The organism is Bacillus sp. UNC437CL72CviS29, from assembly GCF_000482345.1.
GTDB classification, from domain to species: Bacteria; Bacillota; Bacilli; order Bacillales; family Bacillaceae_G; genus Bacillus_A; species Bacillus_A arachidis.
This window is the reverse complement of record NZ_AXVB01000003.1, coordinates 419,231-433,875: the sequence shown is the minus strand read 5'-3', so window position 1 is coordinate 433,875 and position 14,645 is coordinate 419,231. Positions and strand designations below refer to the sequence as shown.

At 37.1% G+C, this 14,645-nt stretch carries 12 protein-coding genes; 2 read left to right on the top strand and 10 right to left on the bottom strand.

Annotated features, from left to right (window positions below; translation table 11 throughout):
- Window positions 1-3: 3 nt before the first annotated feature.
- The 10 genes from rsmB to M014_RS0102365 form a co-directional block, all read right to left on the bottom strand.
- Complete coding sequence (rsmB, locus tag M014_RS0102410) at window positions 4-1,338, bottom strand: 16S rRNA (cytosine(967)-C(5))-methyltransferase RsmB (RefSeq protein ID WP_026590288.1); 1,335 nt, start codon at window positions 1,336-1,338, stop codon at window positions 4-6.
- Window positions 1,335-2,279 (bottom strand): methionyl-tRNA formyltransferase, encoded by a 945-nt coding sequence (gene fmt, locus M014_RS0102405; protein ID WP_026590287.1) that lies wholly within the window; start codon window positions 2,277-2,279, stop codon window positions 1,335-1,337. The genes rsmB and fmt overlap by 4 nt, the downstream gene beginning before the upstream one ends.
- A 16-nt stretch (window positions 2,280-2,295) precedes the next feature.
- Window positions 2,296-2,772 carry a peptide deformylase gene (gene def / locus M014_RS0102400; RefSeq protein WP_026590286.1) on the bottom strand — a complete coding sequence of 159 codons (477 nt, stop codon included), beginning with the start codon at window positions 2,770-2,772 and terminating at the stop codon, window positions 2,296-2,298.
- Between the two features lie 11 nt (window positions 2,773-2,783).
- Window positions 2,784-5,189 (bottom strand): primosomal protein N', encoded by a 2,406-nt coding sequence (gene priA / locus M014_RS0102395; protein ID WP_026590285.1) that lies wholly within the window; start codon window positions 5,187-5,189, stop codon window positions 2,784-2,786.
- Window positions 5,186-6,391, bottom strand: coding sequence for a bifunctional phosphopantothenoylcysteine decarboxylase/phosphopantothenate--cysteine ligase CoaBC (coaBC, locus tag M014_RS0102390; RefSeq protein WP_026590284.1), 1,206 nt, complete (start codon window positions 6,389-6,391; stop codon window positions 5,186-5,188). The genes priA and coaBC overlap by 4 nt, the downstream gene beginning before the upstream one ends.
- Before the next feature lie 199 nt (window positions 6,392-6,590).
- Window positions 6,591-6,803, bottom strand: a complete 213-nt coding sequence (gene rpoZ / locus M014_RS0102385) for a DNA-directed RNA polymerase subunit omega (RefSeq protein ID WP_026590283.1) — start codon at window positions 6,801-6,803, stop codon at window positions 6,591-6,593.
- A 1-nt stretch (window position 6,804) separates the two neighbouring features.
- Window positions 6,805-7,422 carry a guanylate kinase gene (gene gmk, locus M014_RS0102380; protein ID WP_026590282.1) on the bottom strand — a complete coding sequence of 206 codons (618 nt, stop codon included), beginning with the start codon at window positions 7,420-7,422 and terminating at the stop codon, window positions 6,805-6,807.
- Window positions 7,423-7,435: 13 nt separating this feature from the next.
- The gene (remA, locus tag M014_RS0102375; protein ID WP_001251459.1) at window positions 7,436-7,699 is read right to left on the bottom strand and encodes an extracellular matrix/biofilm regulator RemA; all 264 of its coding nucleotides are present in this window, start codon (window positions 7,697-7,699) and stop codon (window positions 7,436-7,438) included.
- Between the two features lie 67 nt (window positions 7,700-7,766).
- Complete coding sequence (locus M014_RS0102370) at window positions 7,767-8,642, bottom strand: YicC/YloC family endoribonuclease (protein ID WP_026590281.1); 876 nt, start codon at window positions 8,640-8,642, stop codon at window positions 7,767-7,769.
- Between the two features lie 99 nt (window positions 8,643-8,741).
- Complete coding sequence (locus M014_RS0102365; RefSeq protein WP_026590280.1) at window positions 8,742-11,462, bottom strand: calcium-translocating P-type ATPase, SERCA-type; 2,721 nt, start codon at window positions 11,460-11,462, stop codon at window positions 8,742-8,744.
- A gap of 104 nt (window positions 11,463-11,566) precedes the next feature.
- Here M014_RS0102365 and M014_RS0102360 point away from each other — a divergent pair, with 104 nt between their 5' ends.
- Window positions 11,567-13,276 carry an Rqc2 family fibronectin-binding protein gene (locus tag M014_RS0102360; protein WP_026590279.1) on the top strand — a complete coding sequence of 570 codons (1,710 nt, stop codon included), beginning with the start codon at window positions 11,567-11,569 and terminating at the stop codon, window positions 13,274-13,276.
- Between the two features lie 292 nt (window positions 13,277-13,568).
- Window positions 13,569-14,636 (top strand): M24 family metallopeptidase, encoded by a 1,068-nt coding sequence (locus M014_RS0102355; RefSeq protein ID WP_026590278.1) that lies wholly within the window; start codon window positions 13,569-13,571, stop codon window positions 14,634-14,636.
- The last annotated feature ends 9 nt before the right edge of the window (window positions 14,637-14,645 follow it).

The following is a 14,645-nucleotide window of genomic DNA, read 5'->3' as shown; positions in this document are numbered from 1 at the left end:
ATGCTACACCTTCTTTCTTAAACAAGCAATATAAAAGCCATCTGTTGCAAAATAATGCGGTAAAATTTGTACTTGTCCCTCATTTATATAGGGACGTAATTTTTCTGGCATGCGTTCTTTCATAGTAGTATCCCATGTAAATTCAGGATGCTCTTGTAAAAATCGCTCTATCACTTGCTCATTTTCTATTTTTTCAATTGTGCACGTACTATAAACAAGGCGACCACCTGCTTTTAACAGAGGAGCTACCTTTTCTAGTATCGATAGCTGAATTGTCGACAGTCTTTCACTATCGCCTTTCTCTTTCCCTAATTTAATATCAGGTTTACGTCTAATTACACCAAACCCAGAACACGGTGCATCCACTAATATTTTATCAAAGCTTTCGCTTGCAAAATGCTCTTGAACTTTTCTGGCATCAAGTGCCTTTGTTTCAACATTTTCTAAATCAAGGCGCTTCGCTTGTTGCTGAATTAAACGAACTTTATGCGGATGTAAATCAAGCGACATCACCTGTCCAGTTCCCTTTAAGCGTTCTGCAATATGTGTTGTTTTCCCACCAGGTGCTGCGCAGCTATCTAGAACCATATCTCCTTCTTCTGGTTCTAGAGCACGTGCAACAAGCATTGAGCTTTCATCTTGAATAGAGAGGAAACCTTTTTGAAACGCTTCTGTATGCGCTACATTTCCTTTTTCAAGTTGGATAGCATCTTCGGATAAATCACCACGTTTTGCCTCTACGCCTTCATCTTCTAATAAGCTAATCGCTTCTTCTACTGTTCCCTTATCGACATTTACACGCGCTGCTGAAACAGGTGGAATCAAGTTCATTTCACACATTTTTTCCGCTGTTTCTAAATCATATGCTGCAGTCCACTCTTTTACAAGCCATTCTGGATGACTCGTTGCAACAGCAAGTCGCGATATCGGATTTTGTATTTCTTCTAAAGACGGCACACCTTCACGTTGAATTGAGCGCAGTACTCCATTTACCATTCCTGCAATCCCTTTATGACCACGGCGTTTTGCAATTTCAACCGCTTCATGAATTACCGCTCTTTCTGGAACACGATCTAAATATACCATTTGATATAGGGACAGACGTAGTAAAACTTTTACCCATGCCTCTACCTTTTTTCTTAAAAATGGTTGTAAATAATAATCAAGCGTATCACGACGTTGAATCGTTCCATAAACGATTTCTGTTAATAAACCAACATCTTTTCTATCAATTTGACTCTTCTCAATCAAGTTATTTAAAAGTAAGTTACTATAAGCACCACTTTTTTCAACTTGCATTAAACCATCAAGAGCTAACTCACGAACATTCTGTCTCATGCGTCTTCTCCTAACTTCGTCCCAATTTCAGGTTTTGTTCCACGTAAAAATTGTGAACAGCTCATACGTTTTTTACCAGATGGCTGCAGTTCAGTAATTTTAACACCCGTTTCATTCCCTGTTGCCACAACGAAACCATCTTCTTCAATCGCTACAATAGAACCCGCTTCAGCCTGCATAGTTACAGGAACTTTTTCGCCCCACCATACTTTTACAACTTGTCCTGCTAAAGTCGTATAAGCAACTGGCCACGGATTTAAACCACGAATATGGTTATATACTTCCTCTCCTGTTTTCGTCCAATCAATCTTTTCTTGTTCACGTTTAATATTGTAAGCAAATGTTACTTGATCCTCATTTTGTTTAATTGGTTCTAATTTCCCTTGTATTAAAAGTGGAACTGTTTTTGATAATAAATGCGCTCCAGCCTCACTCAATTTATCAAATAATGAACCAGTTGTTTCACGCTCTTCAATTTCCACTTCTACTTGCGTTAAAATATCACCAGCATCTAATTTTTCCACCATATACATAATTGTAATACCTGTTTTTTCTTTTCCTTGCATGATGGAATAATGGATTGGTGCACCACCGCGAAGCTCTGGCAGTAATGAAGCATGGACATTAATACATCCGTACTTCGGTGCTTCTAAAATTTCATTTGGCACAATTTGTCCAAACGCAGCTGTTACAATTAAATCGGGCTCTAATGCCAATACTTTTTCATATTCGTCTTTTTCACGAATTTTTAACGGTTGTAATACTGGGATACCATGTTTTTCCGCTTCCACCTTAACAGGTGTTGGTGTCATAACTTTTTTTCTGCCTACTGGACGATCTGGCTGCGTTACAACACCAATCACATCATATCCATCTTCAATAAGACGACGAAGCACCGGTACAGAAAAGTCCGGTGTTCCCATGAATACTACTTTTATCATTCAAAAACCGCTCCTTTTACATCTCTTCTAATTCATTTTCCTCGTAATATCTCGTCACTTTTGATGTAAACAACACACCGTGTAAATGATCGATTTCATGTTGGATTGCGCGTGCTAAAAAATCATTTGCTTCTAACAAAAAGATTTTACCACGACGATTTTGCGCACGTACTTTAATATACTCTGCACGCTCCACTTCACCATAAAGTCCCGGAAAGCTTAAGCAGCCTTCGGGACCTACTTGTTCACCACGTTTTTCTAAAATAACTGGATTAATCAGTTCGATTTTTCCAGTGTCATCACCAATATCAACAACTGCCACTTGCAAACTTACACCGACTTGCGGCGCTGCTAGACCGACTCCATCTGCAACTAACATTGTTTCGTGCATATCTTTTAACAAATTCACTAACTTTTTATCAAAGTTGATTACCCGTTCACATGGGGTTTCTAACACTTCATCTGGGTGCTTTACAATTTCTAAAACTGCCATATTTTCCTCCGCTACATTAACATTGTTGGATTAAAGTCGATTGAGATCTGCAAATCTTTTTGCATTTCTGCCTGATAATGTTCATTTACCATTTTAAGCACGTACTTTAAGTTTGGTTCCCGCTTGTATTTTATCATGCATTGGTATCGATATCTATCTTTTATCCTTGGAATTGCTGAAGCAACCGGTCCTAACACCATTGTTTGCTGTGAGCAATGCGTTCGTAAATAACCGACAATTTTTTCCGTTACTTGAACTGCTTTTAATAACTCTGGATGTGAAACGGTTACAAGTGCGACATAGTAATACGGCGGGTATTGCCTCATTTTTCTCATTTGCATTTCTTGTTCAAAAAATACATCGTACTGCTGATTCTTTGCCAGTTCTACGCTATAATGTTCTGGCGTATATGTTTGAATCACTACTTCTCCTGGTAATTCATGTCGACCTGCACGTCCACTCACCTGTGTCAATAACTGATACGTCTTCTCGCTTGCACGAAAATCCGGTAAATGCAGCATCGTATCAGCTGTTAAAACACCAACAAGCGTAACCATTGGAAAATCAAGCCCTTTAGCTATCATCTGTGTTCCAAGTAAGATATCAGCTTTCTCTTCACCAAAGGCTTTTAATAACTTTTCATGCATTCCTTTGCGACTCGTTGTATCAACATCCATACGAATAACCCTTGCCTCTGGAAATAGCTTTGTAATTTCTTCTTCTACCTTTTGTGTTCCTGTCCCAAAGAAACGAATATACGAACTGTTACAAGCAGGACAAGCAGTTGGCATACTTTCCTCATAACTACAATAGTGACATTTTAAACGATGATTCATTTTATGATAGGTGAGTGATATATCACAGTGTGGACATTGCACGACATAACCACAATCACGACACATGACAAACGTTGAATGGCCTCTTCGATTTAAAAAAAGAACCATTTGTTCTTTCTTTTCTAACCGGTCCGCTATCTTCTCATAAAGTAACTTGGAAAACATCGATCGATTTCCATCACGCAGTTCCTCACGCATGTCAACAATTTCTACTGTTGGCAACGCCTGTTCATTCATACGCTTTTGCATAGTTAGTAGCTCATAAACACCTTTTTTCGCTCTAGCAAACGATTCCAGTGTCGGTGTTGCACTGCCGAGCACAATTGGACAATTATGATATTGTCCTCGCCAAATCGCAACATCCCTAGCATGATATCTCGGATTATCTTCTTGTTTATAACTTGATTCATGTTCTTCATCAATAATAATAATTCCTAAGTTTTCAAATGGAGCAAAAATAGCAGAGCGTGCTCCAACAACAACCTTTACTTCTTTTCTTAAAATTTTTCGCCATTCATCATATTTTTCCCCAACAGAAAGAGCACTATGAAGAACTGCAACTTGCGAGCCAAATCGTCCTTTAAAACGGTCCACCATTTGTGGTGTTAATGCAATTTCAGGAACGAGTACAATGGCTTCCTTACCTTTTTTTAATACCGCAGCAATGGATTGCAAATACACTTCTGTTTTACCGCTTCCTGTAACACCATATAGTAAAAACGGATTATATGTTCCATCCTCAATAGATGACAAAATAGGCGTAATCACTTGGTTTTGTTCATCTGTGAGCGGAAATGGCTTTGTCTGTTCAAAAGCTTCGTCGTCATATGGGTTACGGTATACTTCAACATACTTTTCTAAAAGCAATCCTTTTTTTACAAGCGACTTCACAGGTGCATCTGTTATTTGCAGCTCTTCCGTTAATGTTTTTAATGCCACACTGTGATAATTTTCTACAAAATAATAAAGTACATCCTGTTGCTTTTTACTTTTCAGCTCAAATGCAGCTGCCTCTAATTGTTCCTGTGGCAATTCTGGTTGAACCACTCTTTGTTTCTTCTTTTGCACTTTATCCTTTACTTTATAGATGACTTCAATCGTTCCATTTACTATCTCTTTTTGAACTGTGCGATACATATGTGGGTGCGCGGCAACTTCTTCCCAATCTATCGCTTCTTTCCCTTGAAATAAATTACAAATTTCCGGCGCTACTTCTTCTGGTTTATGGAGCTGTAGTCGCTTTTTATAAGTTGCTTTTATTGCAGTTGGAAGCATAACTTGAAAAGCTGAAATCATATAACATAGCGTTTCATCTGTTAGCCAAAATCCAATTTTTAATAACTCTTCATTTAAAACTGGGGTAACATCTAGTATTTCATACAACGCTTTTAACTTCTTACTTTCCACATCAACTGAATCTTTTATTTCAATAATAAAACCTTGTAATTTCCTTGGACCAAACGGAACGACTACACGCATACCTGTTTGTACAATATCTTCCCATTTCTTAGGGATTATATAATCAAACGGGCGATCTGTTTGCCGTGCCGGTACATCAACAATTACACTTGCAAATTTCATACACGATCCTCTTCTAACATTGCTTCAATTTGCATTAAAATTTCATGTGCAACTTCTTTCTTTGTTAAAAGAGGCAATCGAATAATTTCTCCATCTTTTCTATACATTGTTACAATATTTGTATCCGTACCAAATCCTGCGCCTTGCGCTTTCACATCATTTGCTACAATCATATTCGCATTTTTTTCACGTAACTTTTTCGTTGCATATTCTTCTATATTTGTCGTTTCAGCAGCAAAACCGATAAGAAGTTGATGCTCCTTTTTCTCCCCGAGAGTTTTCAAAATATCAATTGTTCTTTCTAACTCAATAACTGCATCGCCACTTTTCTTTTTCATCTTCTGATCATGCACAAATTTTGGGCGATAATCTGCTACTGCTGCTGTTTTAATAACGACATCCATAGATCCATAATGTTGCATGACAGCTTCTAACATATCTTGTGCAGATTCTACTTGCACAGTTGTTACATTTACAGGTGGTGTGATTGCAGTTGGACCGGAAACAAGTATTACATCCGCTCCTAAGTGAGCAGCAACTTCCGCTAGCGCATACCCCATTTTCCCTGAAGAAAAATTCGTCATAAAACGTACTGGATCAATCTTCTCACGAGTTGGACCAGCAGTTACTAAAATTTTCTTTCCTTTTAATGGTTTATGTTCTGAAAAAGCTTCTTGTAACCGATTAATAATTGTTTCCGGTTCCTCTAATCGACCTTTCGCAACATACCCGCATGCTAAAAAACCTTCTCCAGGCTCAATAAATGTATATCCCAATGCTTTTAACGTCATCATATTCTTTTGAACAATTTTATTTTCATACATATGCACATTCATAGCAGGTGCAATCCAGACTGGAGCTGTAGTAGCTAACAATGTTGTTGTAATCATATCATCAGCAATACCATTTGCTAGTTTTCCGATACAATTTGCTGTTGCTGGAGCAACAAGCACAATGTCTGCCCAATCTGCTAAATCAATATGAGCGATAACTGCTGAATCTTTTTCATCAAATGTATCCGTATATACATTATGGCGAGAAAGCGCTTGAAATGTAAGAGGTGTAACAAATTTCATCGCCGATTCACTCATCATTACTTTTACAAGTGCCCCTGCTTGTGTTAATTTACTCGTTAACGCAGCTGCCTTAAAAACAGCGATGCCCCCTGTCACACATAGAAGTATCTTTTTCTCTTTTAGCATATGACTCGTCCTCTTTCTTTTTCAAACTTATTCTGCTGGAATGTATTCATTCCAGTTCGTCAGTGCCAGTATTTCATTAAACAAAAAGCTATGTCTTTTTAGCTCTATCGTAAAAAAATAACAACCTACTTGTAAATAGGTTGTTACCGTTACATAGAAAAGTATAAATTCTATGTTTTCATTTGTCGAAGAGAATGCCTTAATCAGATACTTTCTCTTCGCTTGGTACATAATTTAATGCTTCTGCATCGATTTCTTCCAACGCTTTTCCTACACATTTATGAGAAACAGGTTTTTCAATTGCACAGTTGTTAGCTATTTGCATTTCACGAGCGCGTTTTGCAGCTACCGTTACTAATGTATATTTAGAGTCGATTTTTTTTAGTAATGAATCAATTGATGGATTTAACATATTATATACCCTCCGTCATTTCTTTATAATATTTCGCTACTCTTTCTCGGCGGCAATGTTCACCAACCACAATAGCTTTAATGCGATCACAAGCAAGTTCTACTTTATCATTTTCTACTACATAGTCATAAGCGTCCATCATCTCGATTTCTTCTTTTGCTACAGTTAAACGATTTTCAATAACATCCTCAGTCTCTGTACCACGACCCACGATGCGATTCTTAAGCTCTGATAAGCTTGGAGGAGCTAAGAAAATAAATACACCTTCAGGGAAAGCTTTCTTTACTTGGATTGCTCCTTGTACTTCAATTTCTAAGAACACATCTTTTCCTTCTTGCAATGTCTTTTCAACATAATCGATTGGTGTTCCATAGTAATTCCCAACGAACTCTGCCCACTCAAGTAGCTTTTCGTTACGAATCATTTCTTCAAACTCTTCTCTCTCTTTAAAGAAATAATCCACACCATCTACTTCACCTTCACGTGGCTTACGTGTCGTTACTGAAATAGAGTATTGGAATTTTGTATCTTCATGGCTGAACAATTCTTTTCGAACTGTCCCTTTCCCAACGCCAGAAGGTCCTGAAAGAACGATGAGCAACCCTCTTCTACTTCTCATAAATATGTAAAACCTACCCTTCCTCACTTAAATCTTCTTTATTATTTAAACGATGTGCAATCGTCTCTGGTTGAATTGGACTTAATACAATATGTCCATCATCCATAACAATAACCGCCCTTGTTTTTCTCCCATACGTAGCATCTAATAACACGTTATGTTCACGCGCTTCCTGCACTGTTCGTTTAATAGGAGCTGACTCCGGACTTACAATTGCAATAATTCGATGAGCAGATACGATATTTCCATATCCAATATTTAAAAACCGCATGGCCATAGTTTGCGCCTCCTAGTAAGTCTATCCGATTTCCCCACCACGTATAACTTTATATATTTTTTGACAGCTACTCAATATTTTGTACCTGTTCACGAATTTTTTCAAGATTATTTTTCATTTCTACAACATATTTTGAAATTGTTAAGTCGTTTGCCTTAGAACCAATTGTATTAATTTCACGATGCATCTCCTGTACGATAAAGTCCATTTTTCTTCCAACAGGCTCTGCAATCTCAAGCGCTTCTTGAAATTGATCCAAGTGACTTTGCAAACGAACTAATTCTTCATGAATATCACACCGCTCTGCAAACATCGCTACTTCTGTCAGCAGTCGTTGTTCATCTAAATCCTGATTATGTAATTCCTTTAAGCGATTTTCTAATCGCTCACGATATTTTTGAATCACAATCGGTGCGTGCGGAATAATCGCATTTACACAATTATGAATCTCTTGTAGACGATATACTATATCTTTATGTAAGCGTTCTCCTTCGCCATCTCTCATTGTTTTTAACATACTAGCAGCTTGGCGAACAGCTTCATATAAACTTTGTTCAAATTGTTCATTTTCATTTTCCATTTCCTCAATTGCCGTTACTTCTGGCATCTCCATGAGTTGTTGAAGCGTAATGGAATCTTGTAATTGAAATTTTGTTTTCACGTCTTCCATAATGGATTTGTACTGCTCAAGAAGTGGCCAATTCACACTCAGCTTTCTTTCCACAAGCCCTTCACCCGTAATGCTAACAGACACTTCAATACGTCCGCGGCGAACTTGTTCTGCAATTAACTTACGAATTTTGTCCTCAAAAACCATCATTTGTTTCGGAAGTCGAATGTTCATCTCTAAAAACCGATGATTCACTGACTTCATTTCTACTGTAATTTGAAAAGTTTCGTTTTCTACCTTCGACCTTCCAAAACCTGTCATACTAGAAATCATTTTTATCACATCCACGCCATGAAATAACTCAATGAAAAAGGTAATAGAGATGCAACTCTACTACCTTTCGTAAATTATATCACATTTTCATATCATTGACTATTTCAAGTTTAGCCCTTTCTTATACAACACACGCTTTTTCTTCTCCTTTTTCCCTGTCAATAAAGAGCCCACTAATAAAAATGTTGGAATAGACGATAGACCAACAATTAATAACCAATCTCTCGCTTGAACTGGCATCGTACTAAAAATCGGTTGCAATGGTGGATAATAAATAACCACAAGCATTAATAACACCGAGATAATAACTGCTCCAACCAAATACACGTTTCCAAAAGGATTACGATGGAATATAGAATGTTCACTTCGGCAATCAAATACATGAATAAGCTGCGCTAAAACTAATGTAGCAAAAGCTACTGTTTGTGCATATTTCAATTCATTTGGATGTTGATTAAACGCAATAATAAATGCGAGCAAGGTTACAATACCAATTAAAAAGCCACGGCTCACAATTTTCCAAGCCAATCCTCTCGCAAAAACCCCTTCTTTCGGATGACGTGGATTTCTTCGCATTACATCTCCCTCAGCTTTATCTAACCCTAATGCCATTGCAGGTAAACCATCTGTTACTAAATTGACCCATAAAATTTGAATTGGAACCATCGGAAGTGGCAGTGCGAGCATCATCGCAAATAACATAACCAAAATTTCTCCAACATTTGATGCCAATAAATAACGAATGAATTTTCGAATATTTTCATATATATTTCTTCCCTCTTTAATTGCCGATTTAATCGTGGCAAAGTTATCATCTAACAATACAAGAGAAGACGCTTCTTTTGCTACATCCGTTCCTGTAATCCCCATCGCTATCCCAATATCAGCTGTTTTTATTGCTGGAGCATCATTTACTCCATCACCTGTCATTGCAACAATATGATCTTTATTTTGAAGAGCTTTGACAATTTTCAACTTATGTTCCGGTGATACACGCGCAAATACATAAGTATCTTCCACAATATTCTCTAGTTCATCTACAGACATATTTGCTAATTCTACTCCTTCTATAACACGACCGTTCGGCGGTAAAATCCCTAACTGCTCCGCAATTGCCATCGCTGTTACTTTATGATCACCTGTAATCATTACCGTTTTAATACCAGCCTCTTTACACTCTTTTACAGCCTGTTTTACTTCTGGTCTTGGTGGATCTATCATTCCTTGTATCCCGACAAGCATAAAGTCTTTTTCTACTTCTCTTTCATGTTCAATTGAATCCGTAACTTTTAACGGCTTAAAAGCCACTGCAATTGTTCTAAGCGCTTGACTTCCAAGACTATGAATAGCCGCCTGTACTTCTTTACGATACAATTCACTTAAAGGTTGCTGTTTATTTCCCCACAAAATGGTTTGACTCATTTGTAAAAGAACATCCGGTGCTCCTTTTGTGACTACAAATTTTTTACCATCACGATCGCGGACAATCACACTCATCATTTTACGTGTGGAATCAAATGGGAACTCATGAATAATTTCAAATTTCTCTTTTAAAGCTTCACGTGATACTCCCGCTTTCATCGCTGCTGCAACAAGTGCTCCTTCTGTCGGATCTCCATCTAAAACATACGTTTTTTTCTTTTTTACAATACTCGCGTTATTACATAGACACCCGAATGTTAATAATTGATATAACGACCTTGTCGATGTTGGATTAATCTTCTGCTCATCTTTCATAAACGATCCAGTAGGTTCATAGCCTTGCCCTGTTACATACCATGTTTCGCCACCTGACCACATATGTGTTACCATCATTTTATTTTGTGTCATCGTTCCTGTTTTGTCCGAACAAATAACAGAAGCACATCCTAAAGTTTCTACCGCTGGTAATTTTCGAACAATCGCTCTCTTTTTAATCATACGCTGTACACCGAGTGACAATGCGACCGTAACAATTGCTGGTAATCCTTCTGGAATTGCCGCAACAGCAAGTGACACACCCGCCAAGAACATATGGTACACTTCATTTCCTTGATACACTCCAGCTAATACAACAAGCGTCGTTAAGATAAGGGCAACAACGATTAGAATCTTTCCAAGTTGTTCTAACCTTCTTTGCAGCGGTGTTTCCATTTGCTCTGCATTTTGTAACATATTTGCAATCTGTCCCATTGCAGTATTCATCCCTGTCCCTACTACTACGCCTATTCCTGATCCTCTCGTTATCATCGTCCCCATAAAAGCCATATTTCTTTGATCACCAATCGCAACATTTTCACCTTGTAATGCTTCTACCTTCTTTTGAACAGGTACAGATTCACCTGTTAAAGCTGATTCTTCAATATATAAACTAGATGCTTCAATAAGACGAATGTCTGCTCCAATACGATCCCCGCTAGAAAATTTAATGACATCACCAAGAACAAGAGCTTTTGATGGCGCCTTTATCCATTTTCCATTTCGTAAAACTGTTACTTGTGGGGCGGCTAGTTCCTTTAAAGCTTCGAGTGATTTTTCTGCTTTTCGTTCCTGAAAAAAACCAAGGATCCCATTAATAATCACAATTGCCACAATCGCAATTGCATCAATATACTCTCCTAAAAACGCTGAAATAATTGTTGCACCAAATAAAACAAGCACCATAAAATCTTTAAATTGTGATAAAAATACAACGAGTGCAGAAGGCCGCTTTGCTTCTTGCAATTCATTTGGACCTAGTTTCTTTAAGCGTCCTTCCGCTTCTTGCTCTGACAGCCCTACCTTCACATTTGTATTCGTTCGTTCTTCCACTTCATGCGCACGCATTTCATACCAATTCATCTCGCTATCGACCTCCTGATTGCAGACATGCTCTAATGAAAGCTTATTCAGCCCCGTCCAAAAAAATGCTATAATTAACATTTAGTTAGAAAGGAGTGTTCATAATGGCATTCGATGGATTATTTACAAGAGCGATTACACATGAAATTGCTAATTCTCTTCAAACAGGAAGAATTTCAAAAATATATCAGCCCTCAAAATATGAGATTTTGTTACATATTCGAGCGAACGGAAAAAATCAAAAACTGCTTCTTTCCGCACACCCTACATACACACGTATGCATCTTACAAGTCAAGGTTATGATTCACCTGCATTACCACCAATGTTTTGTATGCTTCTTCGCAAACATTTAGAAGGTGGATTTATTGAGAAAATTGAACAAGTCGATTTAGAACGAATCATTCAAATTACCGTTCGAAGCCGTAACGAAATTGGTGACGAATCGTTAAGAACATTAGTGATTGAAATAATGGGTCGTCACAGTAATATTATTTTAGTAGACGCAAAAACGAATATCATTTTAGATAGCTTAAAGCACGTTTCTTTAGCAGTAAATAGGCATCGTACTGTATATGCTGGCGCAGAATATGTTGCACCACCAGCGCAGCATAAAATCAATCCATTGCAGATTGAAACACAAGATGAATTTATTAGACCACTAGACTTTTTGGCTGGAAATATGGATAAACAACTCGTCGGAACCTTTATGGGGATTTCGCCACTATTCGCAAAAGAAGTTGTAAGAAAAGCCGGTATGATAAATGAAAAAGCATTATCAGAAGCATTTTTCACATTACAAAAACCGCTGCAAGCACACCAATATGAGCCAACAATGATAACGGCAAATGGAAAAGAGTTCTTTTATCTATTCCCGCTCACACATTTAAAAGGTGACGCTAAAACATTCTCATCTGTAAGTGAATTATTAGATCGATTCTTCTTTGGAAAAGCAGAACGCGACCGTGTAAAACAACAAGCACATGATTTAGAACGATTTATGTACAATGAAAAAACAAAGAACGAAAAGAAATTAGTTAAATTAAAGAAAACATTACAAGACGCGGGAAAAGCAGATAAATATCAATTATTCGGTGAGCTTCTTACTGCTAACATGTATGCATTAAAAAAAGGAGATAAAGAAATTGAAGCCGTTAACTACTACGACGAGAATGGTGGAACAGTAAAAATCACGTTAGACCCATTAAAAACACCATCTGAAAATGCACAACGTTATTTCCAAAAGTATCAAAAAGCGAAAAATTCTGTTGCAATTGTAGAAGAACAAATCGAAAAAACGAATGAAGAAATCCTTTACTTTGATAGCTTACTTCAACAAATGGAAGCTGCTTCTTCAAAAGATATTGAAGAAATCCGCGAAGAATTAGCTGAAGAAGGCTACATGCGTAACCGCAAATTAAAAAACGCAAAGAAAAAACCGACAAAACCAATATTAGATAAATATATCGCTAGCGATGGAACAGAAATTTTTGTCGGTAAAAATAACAAGCAAAATGACTATTTAACAACGAAGTTTGCACGCCGTGATGAAATTTGGTTACATACAAAAGATATTCCTGGTTCTCACGTTGTCATTCGTTCATTAGAACCGACCGAGGAAACTTTGCTAGAAGCTGCCAAACTTGCTGCTTATTACAGTAAAGCAAAAGATTCTAGTTCTGTTCCTGTAGATTTCACAAAAATTCGCCATGTTAAAAAACCAAGCGGTGCCAAACTAGGATTTGTTACATATGATAATCAACAAACATTGTATGTAACACCTGATGCTGATACCGTGATGAAATTAAAGGCCTAAGATTATAGGAAACAAAAACGCAATGAATATGGGTGATCATTGCGTTTTTTCTTATAAAATTATATTTCCTGTCTTTCACAAAGACGTTCCCCCCTTATCCCCCTCTATCAAACCAATATATAATGATAAAAAAATTGACACTTTATATGTTTCGTGTAAAAAAATATAGACACAAACAAGAGTTATATTCCTAAACTTTTTGACACTTTATGTAGTAATTATTTCTTATACAAAGAAAATTACATTGGCACAATTATTGCTTTATATAAGGAAGTGAAAGGGAGGAATCAAAATGACTTCAAGAATAAAGAAAATACAAGAACAGCTAGATCGATATGGAATAGATGGATTACTCATTACGAAAAAGGAAAATCGCCAGTATGCAACTGGATTTACAGGTAGCGCTGGTACCGTATTACTATCTGCAACTGAAGCTGTATTCATTACAGATTTCCGCTATGTCGATCAAGCAAAGACACAGGTACAAGAATCTGAAATCATTATGCATAAAGGAAACATGGAACAAGAGATCGCAAATCATATAACTAAATTAAACATCCAAAGACTAGGAATTGAAGAAAATAATATGACCTTACAACAGTATAGTTCGTTAAAAAAATATACAAACATCGAACTTGTACAAGTAAGTGAACTAGTAGAAACAATCCGTGCCATTAAGGAAGAATCTGAAATCGAAACAATCAAAATTGCAGCACGTATCGCTGATGAAGCATTTCAACATATAACAGGATTTCTAAAACCCGGTGTATCTGAATTTGATGTCCGAGATGAATTAGAGTTTTTTATGCGAAAACAAGGAGCTTCTTCCTCATCATTTAACATTATCGTAGCTTCTGGAGTCCGTTCTTCTCTTCCTCACGGCGTTGCCACAAATAAGATGATTGAAAACGGAGATATGGTTACATTAGATTTTGGTGCACTTTACAATGGGTATTGCTCTGATTTAACACGTACTATCGCGATTGGAAGTTACTCCAAAGAATTTGAAAAGATATATGGTATTGTATTAGAAGCATTAAAACGAGGAACCGAAGCAATCCGGCCTGGCGAATCAGCAAAAACAATTGATGATGTAACAAGAAATTACATTACAGATCACGGTTACGGTGAATACTTTGGTCATTCTACTGGCCATGGCGTTGGATTAGAACTTCATGAACCACTTCGATTATCAAAAGAAAGTAAATCAACTTTACAGGAAGGAATGGTTGTGACTGTTGAACCAGGTATTTATATCCCTAGCTGGGGTGGCTGTAGAATTGAAGATGATATTGTCATTACAAAAGATGGACATGAAGTAATTACAAAGGCGAATAGAGACCTTATTGTTATAGGCTAATAAGAAACT